This is a genomic window from Bradyrhizobium sp. Leo170, assembly GCF_004296405.1.
Taxonomy (GTDB): domain Bacteria; phylum Pseudomonadota; class Alphaproteobacteria; order Rhizobiales; family Xanthobacteraceae; genus Bradyrhizobium.
Genome location: NZ_PSRR01000195.1, coordinates 1 through 16,112, shown reverse-complemented (window position 1 = coordinate 16,112; position 16,112 = coordinate 1). Strand labels below are relative to the sequence as shown.

The following is a 16,112-nucleotide window of genomic DNA, read 5'->3' as shown; positions in this document are numbered from 1 at the left end:
GGCAATCGGTCTTGGCGCCTTACTTGGCGTCTCAGTGCAACCGAAAGACGCCGTCGACGGCGCGCAGCTCAGCCGGCTTGATCAGCTTGGAATGCGCGACGGTCACCGAGTGCAGCGGCCCCTCGAGCTTCTCCTGCCAGAAGGCAAGGAAATCCTGCAGCGCCGGGAATTTCGGGAAGAGATCGTAATTCTGCCAGACGTAGGTCTGCAGCAGCGAAGGGTGGTCCGGCATCCGGTAGAGGATCTGTGCCGTCGTCAGCCCGTACCCCAGCATCTGCTTCCTGAATTCGTCGGAAACAACCCCACCAACCCGCGACACCATATGCCAACCTCCGCTTTCGAAGGAGCGCATTCACGGGATGGCTTTCCTGCCGGAGCCACCCCGGCGGAGATGCGCTCACATGAGAGAAATGTGACGCATGCGACCAACTCATCACAAGCCTAAATGTTTAACGGGCTGTTGAAAAATCGTGCGTTAGCAGCAACTTAGCGCACGTGCTAATACGGGTCTCGCCGCTCGCCCGGAGACCAGTTAATGATGATAAACGATACTGGCAGGCGGCAATTTCGAGTGCCAATTTTTCTGCTAGAAGCCCTTGCCCCCACGCAAAGTCTGGCCTATTTCCATCGCAGCTAGCTTGGCACTCGCCAAGGTAGACTGCTAACGCTCCAGAATTCTACAGCATCCAGAATAGCTTAGGAGGACTGCATGAGTTTCCGTCCGCTTCACGACCGCGTCGTGGTCAAGCGCATCGACGCCGAAGAGAAGACTGCAGGCGGCATCATCATCCCAGACACTGCCAAGGAAAAGCCCTCGCAGGGCGAAGTCGTCGCCGTCGGCCCAGGCGGCCGCGACGAGGCCGGCAAGCTGATCCCGATCGACCTCAAGGTTGGCGATCGCGTGCTGTTCGGCAAGTGGTCCGGCACCGAGGTCAAGATCGACGGCGTAGATCTGTTGATCATGAAGGAAAGCGACATCATGGGCGTCCTCGACGTCCCCGCTTCCAAGAAGAAGGCGGCCTAAGGCCCTCCCTCCCAGGATAAATCCCTCAAGGAAAAACACACATGGCAGCTAAAGAAGTCAAATTCTCCGTCGAGGCGCGCGACAAGATGCTGCGCGGCGTCGACATCCTCGCGAATGCGGTGAAGGTCACCCTCGGCCCGAAGGGCCGCAACGTCGTGCTCGACAAGTCGTTCGGCGCTCCCCGCATCACCAAGGACGGCGTCACCGTCGCCAAGGAGATCGAGCTCGAGGACAAGTTCGAGAACATGGGCGCGCAGATGGTGCGCGAAGTCGCCTCCAAGTCCGCTGATGCGGCCGGCGACGGCACCACCACCGCCACCGTGCTGGCGGCTGCAATCGTCAAGGAAGGCGCCAAGTCCGTCGCCGCCGGCATGAACCCGATGGACCTCAAGCGCGGCATCGACCTCGCGGTCGAGGCTGTGGTTGCGGACCTGCAGAAGAACTCCAAGAAGGTCACCTCCAACGACGAGATCGCCCAGGTCGGCACCATCTCCGCCAACGGCGACGCCGAGATCGGCAAGTTCCTCTCCGACGCCATGAAGAAGGTCGGCAACGAGGGCGTGATCACGGTCGAGGAAGCCAAGTCGCTGGAGACCGAGCTCGACGTCGTCGAGGGCATGCAGTTCGACCGCGGCTACATCTCGCCCTACTTCGTCACCAACGCCGACAAGATGCGCGTTGAGATGGACGACGCCTACATCCTCATCAACGAGAAGAAGCTCTCCTCGCTGAACGAGCTGCTGCCGCTGCTCGAGGCCGTGGTGCAGACCGGCAAGCCGCTCGTCATCGTCGCTGAAGACGTCGAAGGCGAAGCCCTCGCCACCCTGGTCGTCAACCGCCTCCGTGGCGGCCTGAAGGTCGCAGCCGTCAAGGCTCCGGGCTTCGGCGATCGCCGCAAGGCCATGCTGCAGGACATCGCGATCCTGACCGGCGGCCAGGCGATCTCGGAAGACCTCGGCATCAAGCTCGAGAACGTCACGCTGCAGATGCTCGGTCGCGCCAAGAAGGTGATGATCGACAAGGAGAACACCACGATCGTCAACGGCGCCGGCAAGAAGGCCGACATCGAGGCGCGCGTGGCGCAGATCAAGGCGCAGATCGAGGAGACCACCTCGGACTACGACCGTGAGAAGCTGCAGGAGCGTCTGGCCAAGCTCGCAGGCGGCGTCGCGGTGATCCGCGTCGGCGGCGCGACCGAGATCGAGGTGAAGGAGCGCAAGGATCGCGTTGATGACGCGATGCATGCGACCCGTGCAGCCGTCGAGGAAGGCATCGTTCCGGGCGGCGGCGTCGCCCTGCTCCGTGCTTCCGAGCAGCTCAAGGGCATCCGCACCAAGAACGACGACCAGAAGACCGGCGTCGAGATCGTGCGCAAGGCGCTGTCGGCGCCGGCCCGCCAGATCGCGATCAACGCGGGTGAAGACGGCTCCGTCATCGTCGGCAAGATCCTCGAGAACAAGACCTACGCTTACGGCTTCGACTCGCAGACCGGCGAATACGCCGATCTGGTCAAGAAGGGCATCATCGACCCGACCAAGGTCGTGCGCGCCGCGATCCAGAACGCAGCCTCCGTGGCGGCGCTGCTGATCACCACCGAGGCGATGGTCGCCGAAGTGCCGAAGAAGGGCGGCGCCGGCCCCGCAATGCCTCCGGGTGGCGGCATGGGCGGCATGGACTTCTAAGCAGTCCTCGCTTCCAGCGATCCACGACATGCAAAACCCCGGCAGCAATGCCGGGGTTTTTGTTTTTGCCGGTCTTGATCTTCCTCATAGGCCAACCGTACCATCCGGTGTCATTCCGGGGCGGCGCGCAGCGCCGAGCCCGGAATCCATTTCGCCGCTTGCGCAGAGCTCTCCGCTCGCGCCGGATCGCGAATACCGAGCGTTCTGCCGGCGCAACTCATTTTGGCGGCTGCAGCTCGACATCGTAGCGCGCGTAGATACGGGCGAGCGTGCCGTCGGCCAGCAATGCCTCCAGCACAGCGTCGATGCCCTGTCGCAGCTTTTCGTCTGGGCTGAGCATCCCGACAGCGACATTCCAGTTCAGGTCCGGCTCGTCCTCGAAGGCTGGGATGCGGCGGACGCGTGCATTGGGATGGTTGTGATTGAACCAGCCGATTGCGGCGGGCGTGACCGCCGCGGCATCGATCTCGCCGTTGGCGAGCGCGTCCATGATGTCGTCCTCGAACGCGAATGGCGAAGCCTTGATCCCTCGCTTGCCGAGCGTCATGGACGCGATCGAGCCGACCTGCACGCCGACCCGCTGCTCCGATCCCAACTCGGCCAGCGACGCCACGGTGGAGTTTGCTCCAACCGCCAGCGCGACGCCGCTGCGGTGATAGGGCCGCGACATGCGCAGTCCCACCTCTGCCAGCACCGCGCGGTCGGCGATCGCATCGAGGATGACGTCGCAATCGGCGCGGCGGTACTGGAAGCTGTTGATCACCCAGTGCTGTTCCAGCGAGACTTCGAGCCGCTTCGCCAGCTCCTTCGCGATTTCGACCTGGAACCCCGGAACGTCACCATGCCTGCTGGCGAACGGCAGCGCGTTGGGGTGCGCACAGAGCGTAAGCGCGCCTCGCTGCCGGATCGCGTCGAGCGAACGCGCCGTGGCATCGGTGGCGCCGCACAAGACCAGCAGGCTTGCGAGAACAACAAATCGCATCGCCGGCATCACTCCTCGAGCGCGCGGATATACGCCACGATCGCCATGATCTGGCTCTCCGAAAAGGCGCCACCGAAGGCCGGCATGGCGCCGGGCTTGCCCTTCCTGATCCGCTCCGCGAGAAAATCGTCGTCGCGTTTCGTGCCGGCGAGCTTCGGTCCCTTGCCGGCGGCGCGGCCACCGTTCTGGTGGCAGAAGCCGCATGAGGTTGCGAACATTGTGCCACCCTCGATGTCGCTCTCCTTGGCCGACTGATCTTGGTTGGGAGCCTGGCTTTGCTGCGCGCGGACGCCCAACGGCCACGAGGACTGCAACAACAGCGCAATGCCAGTGGCGAGAAAAATTGATTTCGACATTCGCATCAGGATTGCAGCGGTGGGACGCAACAGCATCCCACCGCCTCCCCGTTATGATTGTTACTTCAGCGAAAAGACGACGAGCGCGCCGGCATCCTTCGGCATGCTCTTGTAGGGTTCGCCGAACAGCGCCGGAAATTCATCGGCCACCATGCCGCCCCATCCGGCCGGCACTGCGATGTACTGCTTGCCGCCGGCGGTGTAGCTGATGATGCCGCCATTGTGGCCGACGCCATTATAGTGCGACCACAATTCCGACCCGGTCTCGGCATTGTAGGCGTGCAGCACGCCGCGCGAGTCGGGCACGAACACCAGATTGCCACCGGTGGCGAGCACGCTGGCGAGCGGCGGCTCGCTGAAGGTGACCTCCCATTTCTTGTCGCCGGTGACGGGGTCGCGGGCACTGAGGTGTCCGCGCGCCGGCCCGTCCGGCGGCGGGACCAGCTTGAAGTTGGCGCCGATGTTGAGCTGCGCCATCGGCTCGGTGATTGGCGTGGTCTTCACCACGTCCACGTCCATGCACCATTCCTGTCCGAGCTTGTACCAGAGGCCAGTCTTCGGGTTGTAGGAGCCCGCGTTCCAACTGATGCCGCCGGCGATCGCCGGGCAGAGCGGCGAGCTCGTCTGGCCGAGCGACAGATCGCGCCGACCGATCAGTTCGCCGGTCTTCGGGTCGATATCCTTCACGAAGTTGATGTTCTTGGCGAGCCGCCAGACGTTCTGCAGCTTCCCGTTAGTGCGATCGTAGACGAAGACGAAGCCGCCCTTGTTCGGATGCACGACGAGCTTGCGGCCGTCACGGTCGATCATCAGGAATTCACCGACCGCCGAGTCGAAGTCCCACGCGTCATGCGGCAGCTCCTGGTGATAGAACTTCAGCTTTCCGGTATCGGGGTCGAGTGCGATGACCGAGGTGGTGTAGAGGTTGGTGCCCGGCCGCGGCCCGCTCTTTTGCCAATCCGCGCCGGACCAGTCGTAGAGCGGCGCGGGATTCGCCGTGCCCCACCAGATGGTGTTGGTCTCCGGATCGTAGCCGCCCGGCATCCAGGCGCCACCTCCGCCGGTGCGCCAGGATTCATTGCCCCAGGTCGCCTTGGCGTCCTCGGTGCCGGCCACGGTGAAGAATTCCCATTTCTTCTGGCCGGTCTTGATATCGACGCCGAACAGTGGCCCGCGCGAGGTCCATTCGCCGCCCTGGCTGCCGATGATGACGGTGTCCTTCACCACCAGCGGCGCGCCCGTGAAGCCGACGGTGAGCTTCTTGGAATCGACCAGCTTCGTGTCCCACGCCGGCTTGCCGGTTTTCATGTCGAGCGCAATGAGACGTCCGTCGACGGTGCCGACGAAGACCTTGCCATCGCCGAGCGCGACGCCGCGGTTATACGGCGAGTGCGTTTGCATCGCCACCAGTTGTTCGTCGAGCTCGGGGAAATACGACCAGATGAGCTTGCCGGTCGCGCCATCGAGCGCGTAGACGCGACTGTAGGAGCCCGAGTAGTACAGCACGCCGTCAGCCGCGAGCGGCATCGATTGCAACCCGCGCGTCGAGCGCCCGGGCATATGGATCCAAGCGACCTGAAGATTCTTGACGTTATCAGCGTTGATCTGATCAAGCGCGCTGTAGTGATACGACTTGTAGCCGCCGTGGTAGGTCAGCCAATCGTTTGGCGTTTGCTCGGCTGCCTGTAGGCGCGCCGGATCGATCGCCAATGCGGGTGGCGCAACAGCCACAGCGGCCAGCGCGAGTGCCGCACCGCAAGTAAGGTACTTGATACCGATTGCCATTGGATTCCTCCCCTTTGATTTTTCATTTTCATGTCAACGGAATTGCATCCCGCCTGCTGCTCGCAGCGGTCTTGTCCTCCCTCTCGTGATTGCCGATTTGTCGTCGCGGCGCGTGCATAGCTCTCCCTCTTGGCGGAGAATGTCGAAGCGCACCCGTGGATAGAAAATAGCCTAGAATGCCCTCTCGAACTGTCAAGCTTCAACACGGCCCCTGGGCGCGGCCTTTTGTGTTCCCCCGCCGAAAGGCGATCGTCTCGGAGTGGATCGATTTTGCCCGGAAATTGCGACCTGTGTTCTCGGATGAATGGATTCCGGGCTCGATGCTTCGCATCGCCCCGGAATGACGAGGGATAGACTCTCTCTCGTCATTCCGGGGCGGCGCACCGCGCCGAACCCGGAATCCATTTCACCGCTTGCGCGGACCTATCCGTTCCGTTCCGCGCAACGACGTAAGGAAGGGCCGCCCGTGGGCGGCCCTTCCTCTCACGCACTCTCCGCGGGCTTCAGGCGAACCAGCCTGGTGAGCAGGGCATCAAAGCCCTGCCCGTCGCCCGCATGCAGGTCGATGCGGCCGACCTTCTCGACCAGTCGCTCCAGCGACTCCAGTTCCTTGAGCCGGAGCAGCAGAGGGTTCTCCTCCATCAGGCGGGCGGTGTTCAGGAGCGAACGCGTCGCCGCGGTCTCCTCCTGCCGGCGGATCAGGTTCGCCTTCGCGACCCGCTCCGCCTCCACCACCTTGTTGACAAGCTCGCGGATCTCGCCGGGCAGGATCACGTCCTTCACGCCGAGCTCCGTCACCTCGACACCAGAGTCCGCGACACGCTCGCGGACATAGTCCCGAAGCTCCGCATCGAGCACCGCCTTCGCCGACAGCACCTCGTCGAGCGTGCGGCCGGCGACCGCCTCGCGGATCGCGAACTGCACCAGGCGGTACAGCCACGCATCCACGTCAGGCACCGTCGCCTCCACCCGCTCGGGGTCGACGATCCGGCGAAACGCCGTCAGCGTCACCCGCAGCGCGATGCGATCCTTGGTCAGCATCTCCTGCGCGGTGATCTCGATCGCCTGGGGACGCAGATCGAGGCGCTTCACCTCAATCTTGCGACCGGCGATCCAGAAGGCGTGCCGACCGGGCGCCAGCCGCTCCACCAGACGGCCGTCGACATAGAGCAGGCCAGCCTCGTGGTTCTCGACCACCGCCTCGGTGATAACGCCGATCCGCTGACGCTCGATCATCGCCAGATGCCGCGCATCGACGCGAGGATCGACCGCCACGTCGATGCGCTCGACGTCAACAGCGGTTGCGACCTTCCAGTAGACGCGCACCTGCCAGGGCGTCATCAGGTGCACGGGACGCCCGTCGAGGCTGACGATCGCGATCTCGTTCGCCTTGGTCTCGACCGCCTCGAACAGCGCCGCCGCAAGATCAGGCCGCGCAGCCTTCAGCACCGCGTAGCGATCCGCGGGGAATTCGGTGCGGACGACGTTGAACATCTCCGCCGTCAGGCGGCCGAAGGGATCGAGCAGGCGATGACGACCGGGCTCAAGCACGCGCTCGAGCCTGCCGTTGCGCGTCAGCAATGCGCGCTCACCATCCTTCACCGTCAACTGCGTCGTCAGCAAATGCCAGGTCATGGCACGCCTCCATCATTGGCGCTCCGGCCTTGCGGCCACAGAGCGGGTTTCGTTTGCAAAGGATGTCGAGGACGCGGACGCGGCTTCCTGAGAGATCGGCGGGCCGGGTTTGAGCTTGCACGATGACGGGCGCACGCACGCGAGCGCGCGACGCGTGTCGAGCGATCGAACGGAGCCACCCGGCATCAGCGCAAGCGGTATCCACCGCGGCGCAAAGCCGGTTCTCACAGTGTCTAAGTTCGGACGAAAAGCCCTTTTGGGCGATGCGGCCGGACTGCGACTGAAGCGCGCGTCCGGTCCCCTTTCAGAGGTATCAGCGTTTCAGGCTGAAACGGAGCGCTGGAGCGGGATTCGAACCCACGACCCGATGAGTAATAGTCACCTGCTCTACCAAACTGAGCTATCCTTTGTTGGTGCAAGAGATCGGAATCGAACCGATGCCTTCGGGTGTTACCCCGACGCTCTCCATGAGCCACATCCTGCGTCTTCATTCGGCGGAACACGAAACCGGAAACCGGCCCGCGCCAGTCGGGTCTCAACGAGCCCGAACCCATGGCCTAGCGAAGGAGCGCGCTAATAAATGAAACATCTCCAAGTTGCAAGAGCGCGCGCGAGATTTTTCGTCATGCTGCAGCCGCTGTAGCTCCGCGATCACACAATGAGGTACGGCAATACGGCGACGCTCAATGCACGCGCGAGCCTATGCGCTCGGTGCGGACAGTGCCCGTGGGTGAGCGGGAGTAGAAGATCAGCCCTGCGCGACCGATGATGTTTTCGAGCGGGATATAGCCGACGGCCGACATCACGCGACTGTCGGTCGAATTATCGCCATTGTCGCCGAGCATGAAGAAATGGCCGGCAGGCACCGTGTAGATGCTGGTATTGTCGTAGAAGCCGTTGTCGATACAGTCGAGCGTTTCGTAGCTAACGCCGTTCGGCAGCGTTTCACGCCAACGCCGCGTCGTCGGCTTGTCATTTCCGCAAGGATCTTCGCCGACGAAATCCGGCAGGCGTTCCCGCGCCACGGTGGCGCCGTTGATGGTGAGCTGCCCGTCCCTGACCTGGATGCGGTCCCCCGGCAAACCCACGACACGTTTGATGTAGTCGACGCGGTCGTCCTTCGGCAGACGGAAGACAACCACGTCGCCGCGCGCAGGGTCCGATCCGAAGATGCGTCCTGAAAACAGCCGGGGAGAAAACGGGAAGGAATAATGCGTGTAGCCGTAGGCGAACTTCGAGACGAACAGGTAGTCGCCTTCCAGCAGCGTCGGGGCCATCGAGCGCGCGGGAATGCTGAAGGGTTGAAACAGCAAACTTCTAAACACCACCGGGGAGAGGATCGGAATCGCGAGCACGACTGCCGCGACGATCAGCAATATCTTACCCCACCGCCGACTTCTTCGGCCCGTTTCCTGCACCAACGTCATGCCCCGCCCCATTCCGACATGTACGTTTTCGAACATACACGGGGCGAAGTTCCGCGCAATTGCTTTGCACGGGACGTGCTATGGATTCACGGTTCGCGCCTGAAATACCATTGAATCGCGCTTGACGCGCGTCAGCGTCACTGCACCCTCGCCAGCACCGCGAGCCGGCGGATGCCCTTATTCCGGTACGCATCCAGGAACGCGTAGTAGTTCTTGAAGGAGACGCACCCGTTGGAATCGCCGTTGGGCCCGAGCATGTAGGTGTGCGCGAGCAGGCCGGCGCGGCCGTAGATCTTGTCCTCGCCGCCGATCGGCGTCAGGCGCAGCGCGGGCACGCCGTGGAAGAGCGCTTCGCGCGGCTTGAGCTCGTAGATGTGCGGCGGCGTCACGCCCTGCATGCGGACATGCGCGTAGCGGACGTCGTCGATCTTGGAGCCGAGGCCGGAATGCGCCTCGAGCCGGGTGCCGTCGGGCAGATACACGGTCTTGGTGGCGATGTCGTAGACGGCGGTCTGGCGGTCATAGGGTGGCGAGCCGCCGTTCATCGGGTTCTGGCTCAGCGTCGAGGGAATGCTGGCGGTGACGTTGGCGTCAGCGGAGGCGAACGACAGCAGCGAGCCCGAAGACTCGCGCTTGCCCCAGAGCTTCTCGACGATCGACTGCCTCTCGCCTGAGGCGATCGACATCACCGCCGCCTTGGCGCGCGCCGCCATGTCGCGGACGCCCGACGATTTTGCCGCGGGCTTGGTGTCAACCGGCGCGGCCGGCGTGTTGAGCGCGACTTGCAGCGAGGTCGCCGCTTCCTTCTTCGCCGCTTCAACCCCCTTCGGCGCAGCACCTGCCTTCGCTTCGGCGAGCTTGGCTGCGGCGGCTGGCTTCGACGCTTCCGCGATCTTCGGCGCTTCCGCCGGCGGTGCGGTCTCGGCCGCCCGTGACTCCACGCCCTCCGGAGCGGCGGCCGCAAACCTTTCGTTAAACATAATCGAAGCCGAGCTTGGCTCAGGCTTCGACAAGGTCGGCGGCGGTGGCGGCAGCGACGCGAACACGTCGTTGAAGGACGGCGTCGAACGCGCGGCGACCGCAGCCTCCCGCTTCACGACCGGCGCCTCATAGGCGGCACTGCCCATCGAGGGATAGACGTTCGCCGCGAAGATATTGGTGTAGACGGTCCAGGCGCAGCCGACCACGAGCGCCGCGACCGCGGCGCTGCCAATGAAATGGTGAGGGAGGACTTTCCGGGAAGATTTTTTGCGGGAGGGCGCCGCAAAGCCAAACGCACCGGTACTCGTACTCATTCGCCTTGCGTCCAGAACAGTTCCACTTCTTCCTCTTTGAGAGCGCGGGACAACTTCCGCCGGAGCGTCTCGCAGAGGCGCGAAGCGTCATTAAGGCGACTTTTAGTTAAATGCGGATTAAACGCAGGCAGATCTGAGGCGCACGTGAAAGCCAGGAATGTTCCGCGAACATTTCACGTATTTTTGCGGGGATTTTGGGGATTTTGGGGCAATGAGACATCAGACATACCGGGCCTGATGTCTCATTTCGTGTCACCTGAATCAAGTTAATCCTTGAACGGATCGAACTCGTTCTCGCCGGCCATGGCGACCGCGAAAGGACGCAAGGTGTGCCGCACCTTGACCGAACCGGCATGCTCGGCCAGCACCTCTGGCAACCTCCGATAGGCCATCGGGCTCTCGTCGAGGTCGGCACCTATCAAGGTGACGCCGCGCGACTTCAGCCACGCGTCCATCTCGGTGCGCGTGAACCTTCGCTTGGCTTCCTTGCGGCCAAACAACCGGCCCGCGCCATGCACCGTCGAATAGAGCGAAGCCTTGGCCTCCTCGCTGTCGACGCCCTCGACGATCACGGCATCATCACCCATCGACCCACCGATGAAGCCACGCTGGCCCGGAAACGCCGGAGTCGCGCCCTTGCGGACGACCCACAATTCCTTGCCGCCATGGTTCTCGCGCCAGGCGTAGTTGTGATGGTTATGGACCATGTCGGTGACCTCGCCACCAATGATCTTGCGCACGCGCTCGATCACCCACTCGCGACCGGCATAGGAATAGCGCCCGGCGAGTTGCATCGCCGCGATGTAGCGCCGTCCGATCTCGCTATCCTCGTCGATCACGGCCGGCGGCACATTCATGCCATCCTTGCCACCAGCCGCCTTGAGATAGCGGGTCGCGCTCGTATGCCCGAGGCCGCGGCTGCCGAAGTGCACGCCGATCCAGACAAAGCCCTCCTCGTCGCGCATCAGATCGACATAGTGGTTGCCGGAGCCGACGGTGCCGAGTTGCGAGACCGCCTTCTGCCGGTACGCGCCCATGTCGGACTCGCGCCAGGTATCGCCATCGTCGAACAGCGCATGCTCGACGCGCTCGTCATTGGTGCGGCCGATGCCGAACGAGATCGTCTTGTAAACGTCGCGAATGATCGTACCGACATTGCCTTCGATCTGGCTGAACCGGGTGTCGAGCCGTACGGCCATGTTGCCGCATCCGATGTCGAAGCCGACGCCGGAGATGCTGATCTGCTTCTCATAAGCGATCACGCCGCCGACCGGCTGCGCGTAACCCAGATGGCCATCGGCACAGATCACGCCAGCCACGACGTTGCCGACCGCCATGCAGTTACGCATTTGCGCGACCGTCACGTCGTCATGCTTGCCGAAGATCTTCAGCGGGCTGCTCTGGTACTGCGCATCCTGCGGCCTGTTGGTCGCGATGTCGGCGGCAGTCGCCTGCGCTTCGCGCGCAAGACGCTCCTTGCGCGCGGCATCACGAAACGTGCACCACGTCGGCATCGGACGCTGGCCCGGCCGGTCGATCTTCGCATCGGGGTCGAGCCCCGCCTCAATCGCCAGTTGCCTGGCTCGCTCCTGGTATGGATCGGATCGCATGTGATCCCCTTCCCTGCATTTCACTTTCATTCCGAAAGCTCTTTCAAGCTTCCAAATGACCCATGTCGGCTGCGACATCGGCCGGTTTGGTCTTGCAGGCAGGGAGGTTTTTGCGAGGTGCAACGCGCTGCAGCGGGCGCTTTGCGGGTATTCTCTCTGCCTGGACGGCAGAGGAAAAACCCGCTGCCGTCTATACTGCTGATTTAACTGCGATGCAGCGCGCGTCTGTTGACACCACGCGCAGCAGATGCTGACCCGGCCGACTGACCGGCAGGCCTGCATGCTGTGATAGTGCGGAGTCGAAGCGTTGCATCGTCGTCTCGTAAGAACGGCAGAAGTGCACGATCAAATACATCAATCCGCGGATTTGTAAATAGCGCTTGCACGCACTGGGTGTGAGCACCGCTCCTCGCGCTCAGTAACTCAACTTCGGATACCAGTCCGTGCCGCGGCCCTCCGGCGTGGTGTCGAGGATGGTCCAGAGCGGATCGATATCAGGCGCGCCGCGCGGGTCTTGGCCGGGGTCGGACATCTTCGGTCCCATCTCGCCCGACCAGAAATGGCGGATGGTGCCGTTGCGCCGCGTGAAGACGTTGTAGTCGGGCGCATCGGCATCGGCCGCGCTGACGTAATCGCGCGTGTAGTCGCCGGACATATCCGAGAAGATCCTGTGCTGCGTCCAGCCGCGCGCCTGCTTCGCCGCGACCAGCCGCTCGATCGGCGAGCGCGCCACGAACACGAAGGCGATGCGCTGCTCGACATCGGGCAGCTTGGCTTCCCAGGTGCCCATGAACGAGGTGCACATCGGACACGGCTTCTCACGCTGCGGCCCGAACATGTAGCTGTAGATCACGAGCGTCTGCTTATCGCCGAACAGCTCGGGAAAACCGACCTGGCCGCCCTCGCCGATGAACTCGTAAGCCTTCGTCACCTCGCCGCCCGGCGGCAACGCCCGGCGCAGCTCGGTGACACGCGCGATCTGGCGGCGCAGCTCGATTTCTTCGATGAGCAGCGCCTGCCGCGCCAGGCGATATTCCGCGCTCTCATTCGGGTGGCGCGTGGTGTTGGTGGCGGCAAGCTCGGCGGCGGGTTTCAGGATGGAACTGGTCATGACGGAACCTCGCTGGTTGGCGATATCTCGTAGAAGACGTTCCTGGAGGCGCGAAGACGACATGCTTGCTAAAAAATTCTGCTCGTCGTCACCCGCCACCGGGTCGGCGCGTACGCGCCGCCCGATGACAGGCTCCGGCGGGTGACCCAGTATTCCACAGCGGCAACTGGAGCCGAAGCGCCGCTGCGTACTGGATACCCCGCATGCGCGGGGTATGAGGCCATCGTTTGCGGCAAGAGCGCGCTACTGCAGTTCCGGCGGCGGCGAGCGGTCGAAGACGTCGCCCTTCGGTCCTTCCAGGAGATAGAGCGCGTAGGTCTCGATCACGAGCGGGCCGCGTTTGCGCTGCACCTCGGCGATCCTCTCCACTTGGGAGAACATCTCCTTCAGGAACGACGGATCCCCTGGCCCAGCTTCATGGACATAGAGCAGCTTTCCGGCAAGCTCGGCCGCGCTCGGCTCTGACACGTTGCCCCAGCGATAGCGCTGGGTCTGCTGCGCGACGCAGGTGCCCTTCGGCAGATAGAAGGTAAGCCAGCCCGTGGTGCCGTAATCCGGCGCCAGCACGCAGGTCGCACCAATACGCGCGCGCGCCGCTTCGATCTCCGCCGCGGTTTCGTGCCAGCCGACGCCGACGCTGCGCACGGTGGCATCGCGGCGATAGAGCGAGAGCACGCCAGTATTGGCCTGCACGATCAGCAGCACGAACATCACGATCCCGGTCGGCACCGCCCAGCGGCGGCAGACATCGGCAAGCCGCTGCCAGCGTCCCTCCCACGGCACCATCGTCGCGGCCACGGCAGCCGCGACCGTGAAGGCCGGATAGACCGGTGCGAACCAGTTGGCCTCGACACGCGCATGCAGCGAGTGCCAGATGAAATAGACCACGATGATCCAGAACATCAGATTGACGAGCAGGCGCGAGGCGAAGGCGCCAGTGCGGCGGAACGCCAGCGCATGCAACCCCATCGCGCCGAGGATGAAGACCAGCGGCGTCGCAAACGCGATCTGGGTCGGGATCAGTTCACCGATGAAGGCCAGCCTGAAATCCTCGATGCGCGCCCGCCCCATCTGCTTGATGAAGGAGACCCAGTGGTGGTCGGCGTTCCAGAGGATGACGGGCGCGAACATCAACAGCGCAACCACGCCGCCGAGATAGAGCCAGGGCGACAGGAACCAGCGCCGCAGCTTTGGCACCACGGCGAGCCAGATCAGGATCGCAGGACCGAAAAACAGCGCGGTGTATTTTGACAGGAGCGCAGCGCCGGCGGCGGCGCCGACCGCAAGCCACCATGCGCCCTGCCCGGTCTGAAGCACCTTGGCGAGCGCGAATAGCAGCAGGCTTGCCGAGACCAGAAGCGGCGCATCCGGGGTCACGATCATGGTGCCAACCGCGGCCAGCAAGGTGGCGTTGAGCAGGATCGCCGCGCTCGCCGCCACACGCGTGCCGCCGAACAGGATCTCGGATGAGCGATAGACGGCCCAGCTCATCGGCAGCGCCAGCAGGATCGAGACCAGCCGCACGCCGAGCTCGGTATCTCCGGCAATCAGCGTGCCGGCGCGGATCACCAGCGCAACCATCAGCGGATGATCGTAATAGCCGCCGGCCAGATGCTTCGACCACATCCAGTAATAGGCTTCGTCGAAGGTGATTGGCGTAACGGCGGCGGCGAGAAGCCGCAGCAGGACGAGCCCGACGACGGTCACGACGGTCGTACGGACGAGACTCGCCTCGTTCGGATTCATGTCCCGATCATCGCTTGCGCCAGACGAACAGTCCGGACATCGCGTAATTCCAGACCACGCCCATCAGCGCGCCGGCCGCGCCCGCAAGCCACCAGATCGGCTCCTGGTCGTAGACCGAGAAGGCGACGCCGACATTGGCGAGCAGGCCGACGCTGCAGACGAGATAGAACAGCAACAGGCCGCGCAGGATCGCAAAGCCCTTCAGCCGCTGGTCGCGATAGGTCAGGAAATTGTTCAGGACGAAGTTGCTGGTCATCGCGACGATCGCGCCGGTCGCCTGCGCCTCCGGAAACGGCGCGCCGAATACTTCCAGCGCGACGTATAACGCGGCCAGATGCACGAGCAGGCCGAGCGAGCCGACCAGGCCGAACAGCACGAAGCGGAGCGAGATGACGTCGTGGGTCAGCTTCGCAAGCACGAGGCCGAGGAAATCCAGCGCGACCATGGAATCGAGCTTGCTCTCGCCGTGCTGCCGCGAACCGAACGTATAGGGAATCTCCACCGCGCGCAGCTTGCCCTGCGCGGTGGCGACGACGTCGAGCAGGATCTTGAAGCCTTGCGTCGAGAGGTCTGGGGCCAGCTCCTCGAAGCGGTCGCGGCGGATCGCGAAGAAGCCGCTCATGGGATCGGCGATGTCGACCCGCAGCAAACGGCGCGCGATCTCGGTGGCGAAGGCGCTGGCGCCAGCGCGCTGCTTGTCGAACCCCTCGGCCCGGTAGCCCTCGATATAGCGGCTGCCGACCACGAGATCGGCCTTCCCGCTCCGCAGCAGATCGACCATCTTCGGCAGTTGCGTCTCGTCATGCTGCAGGTCGGCGTCCATCACCACGGCATAGGGGGCGCTGGAGGCCAGGATGCCCTCGATGCAGGCGCCGGAGAGCCCGCGCCGCCCGACCCGGCGGACGCAGCGCACGCGCGAATCCTGCCGCGCCAGGCTGCGCACCACCTCCCAGGTTCCATCAGGGGAGTTGTCGTCGACGAAGACGACCTCCCAGGGGATACCGGCGAGCGTCGTCTCCAGCCGCCGGTACAGGACGGTGACGTTGTCACGCTCGTTGAAGGTGGGGACGACAACCGAAAGAAGCGGCAAACCAACGGCCTGCGACGGGATTTCGGGGCCCGGTTTGATGGCGTCATTCATGGCGGCCAAGCGTATATCCGCGCCGCCGAGCCGCGGGAAGCCCTAAACGCCGGCCAGAATGCGGGAAAAAGGGCCTGGAGACGCCCAAAAATGCCAACGACCACGAACAACAGGCGCGCGTACATCCGGCGCTGCCTTGCTATTACGTGGTCGTCCCGACGCCAGAGCCCTTCAGACTGCGACGGCGCCGTTAACAACTAGATAGGAACCGCTGTACGCTTCCGCAAGGGGCTGTGCGGGGCGCTCACGCTAGTTCGGCACCTCCCGAATCACCGGCCCCCTCGGGGCCGGCTCGGCGGGTGCCGGTTGCGCTGTGGC

13 protein-coding genes and 2 tRNA genes are annotated in these 16,112 nt (G+C 63.8%); 2 read left to right on the top strand and 13 right to left on the bottom strand.

Annotation, left to right across the window (positions count from 1 at the left end; genetic code table 11):
• Window positions 1-31: 31 nt before the first annotated feature.
• On the bottom strand, window positions 32-322 hold the full coding sequence (locus CWO89_RS27390; RefSeq protein ID WP_130581726.1) for an usg protein: 291 nt from the start codon (window positions 320-322) through the stop codon (window positions 32-34).
• Window positions 323-709: 387 nt separating this feature from the next.
• On the opposite strand from CWO89_RS27390, the gene CWO89_RS27385 reads away from it, so the two are divergent.
• Both CWO89_RS27385 and groL read left to right on the top strand, forming a co-directional pair.
• Window positions 710-1,024 carry a co-chaperone GroES gene (locus tag CWO89_RS27385; RefSeq protein WP_130581725.1) on the top strand — a complete coding sequence of 105 codons (315 nt, stop codon included), beginning with the start codon at window positions 710-712 and terminating at the stop codon, window positions 1,022-1,024.
• Window positions 1,025-1,065: 41 nt separating this feature from the next.
• A complete protein-coding gene (groL, locus tag CWO89_RS27380) occupies window positions 1,066-2,706 on the top strand; it encodes a chaperonin GroEL (protein WP_130581724.1) in 1,641 nt (546 codons plus the stop codon).
• Window positions 2,707-2,923: 217 nt separating this feature from the next.
• Here groL and CWO89_RS27375 read toward each other — a convergent pair whose 3' ends face one another.
• The 12 genes from CWO89_RS27375 to CWO89_RS27320 form a co-directional block, all read right to left on the bottom strand.
• On the bottom strand, window positions 2,924-3,688 hold the full coding sequence (locus CWO89_RS27375; protein ID WP_349644908.1) for a substrate-binding periplasmic protein: 765 nt from the start codon (window positions 3,686-3,688) through the stop codon (window positions 2,924-2,926).
• Window positions 3,689-3,696: 8 nt separating this feature from the next.
• Entirely contained in the window at window positions 3,697-4,080 is a 384-nt protein-coding gene (locus tag CWO89_RS27370) for a c-type cytochrome (protein WP_245476612.1), read from the bottom strand.
• Between the two features lie 24 nt (window positions 4,081-4,104).
• A complete protein-coding gene (locus CWO89_RS27365; protein ID WP_130581722.1) occupies window positions 4,105-5,829 on the bottom strand; it encodes a pyrroloquinoline quinone-dependent dehydrogenase in 1,725 nt (574 codons plus the stop codon).
• A gap of 483 nt (window positions 5,830-6,312) precedes the next feature.
• Complete coding sequence (locus CWO89_RS27360) at window positions 6,313-7,464, bottom strand: SPFH domain-containing protein (RefSeq protein WP_130581721.1); 1,152 nt, start codon at window positions 7,462-7,464, stop codon at window positions 6,313-6,315.
• A gap of 340 nt (window positions 7,465-7,804) precedes the next feature.
• Window positions 7,805-7,870, bottom strand: a tRNA-Asn gene (locus tag CWO89_RS27355).
• A 5-nt stretch (window positions 7,871-7,875) separates the two neighbouring features.
• A tRNA-Leu gene (locus tag CWO89_RS27350) sits at window positions 7,876-7,947 on the bottom strand.
• Window positions 7,948-8,147: 200 nt separating this feature from the next.
• Window positions 8,148-8,891, bottom strand: coding sequence for a signal peptidase I (gene lepB / locus CWO89_RS27345; RefSeq protein WP_130581720.1), 744 nt, complete (start codon window positions 8,889-8,891; stop codon window positions 8,148-8,150).
• A 137-nt stretch (window positions 8,892-9,028) separates the two neighbouring features.
• Window positions 9,029-10,186: a DUF2778 domain-containing protein gene (locus tag CWO89_RS27340; RefSeq protein WP_130581719.1), complete on the bottom strand. Its 1,158-nt coding sequence runs from the start codon at window positions 10,184-10,186 to the stop codon at window positions 9,029-9,031.
• A gap of 266 nt (window positions 10,187-10,452) precedes the next feature.
• Entirely contained in the window at window positions 10,453-11,796 is a 1,344-nt protein-coding gene (locus CWO89_RS27335) for an RtcB family protein (RefSeq protein ID WP_130581718.1), read from the bottom strand.
• A 415-nt stretch (window positions 11,797-12,211) separates the two neighbouring features.
• Entirely contained in the window at window positions 12,212-12,907 is a 696-nt protein-coding gene (locus CWO89_RS27330; protein WP_130581717.1) for a DUF899 family protein, read from the bottom strand.
• A 243-nt stretch (window positions 12,908-13,150) separates the two neighbouring features.
• A complete protein-coding gene (locus tag CWO89_RS27325; protein ID WP_130581716.1) occupies window positions 13,151-14,653 on the bottom strand; it encodes a glycosyltransferase family 39 protein in 1,503 nt (500 codons plus the stop codon).
• A 7-nt stretch (window positions 14,654-14,660) separates the two neighbouring features.
• Window positions 14,661-15,794, bottom strand: coding sequence for a glycosyltransferase (locus CWO89_RS27320; RefSeq protein WP_130581727.1), 1,134 nt, complete (start codon window positions 15,792-15,794; stop codon window positions 14,661-14,663).
• Between the last annotated feature and the right edge of the window lie 318 nt (window positions 15,795-16,112).

Excerpts from the sequence above, each read along its gene's own strand:
- CWO89_RS27390 (WP_130581726.1), bottom strand. The coding sequence starts at position 322 with ATGGTGTCGCGGGTTGGTGGGGTTGTTTCCGACGAATTCAGGAAGCAG.
- CWO89_RS27385 (WP_130581725.1), top strand. The coding sequence starts at position 710 with ATGAGTTTCCGTCCGCTTCACGACCGCGTCGTGGTCAAGCGCATCGAC.
- groL (WP_130581724.1), top strand. The coding sequence starts at position 1,066 with ATGGCAGCTAAAGAAGTCAAATTCTCCGTCGAGGCGCGCGACAAGATG.
- CWO89_RS27375 (WP_349644908.1), bottom strand. The coding sequence starts at position 3,688 with ATGCGATTTGTTGTTCTCGCAAGCCTGCTGGTCTTGTGCGGCGCCACC.
- CWO89_RS27370 (WP_245476612.1), bottom strand. The coding sequence starts at position 4,080 with ATGCTGTTGCGTCCCACCGCTGCAATCCTGATGCGAATGTCGAAATCA.
- CWO89_RS27365 (WP_130581722.1), bottom strand. The coding sequence starts at position 5,829 with ATGGCAATCGGTATCAAGTACCTTACTTGCGGTGCGGCACTCGCGCTG.
- CWO89_RS27360 (WP_130581721.1), bottom strand. The coding sequence starts at position 7,464 with ATGACCTGGCATTTGCTGACGACGCAGTTGACGGTGAAGGATGGTGAG.
- lepB (WP_130581720.1), bottom strand. The coding sequence starts at position 8,891 with ATGACGTTGGTGCAGGAAACGGGCCGAAGAAGTCGGCGGTGGGGTAAG.
- CWO89_RS27340 (WP_130581719.1), bottom strand. The coding sequence starts at position 10,186 with ATGAGTACGAGTACCGGTGCGTTTGGCTTTGCGGCGCCCTCCCGCAAA.
- CWO89_RS27335 (WP_130581718.1), bottom strand. The coding sequence starts at position 11,796 with ATGCGATCCGATCCATACCAGGAGCGAGCCAGGCAACTGGCGATTGAG.
- CWO89_RS27330 (WP_130581717.1), bottom strand. The coding sequence starts at position 12,907 with ATGACCAGTTCCATCCTGAAACCCGCCGCCGAGCTTGCCGCCACCAAC.
- CWO89_RS27325 (WP_130581716.1), bottom strand. The coding sequence starts at position 14,653 with ATGAATCCGAACGAGGCGAGTCTCGTCCGTACGACCGTCGTGACCGTC.
- CWO89_RS27320 (WP_130581727.1), bottom strand. The coding sequence starts at position 15,794 with ATGAATGACGCCATCAAACCGGGCCCCGAAATCCCGTCGCAGGCCGTT.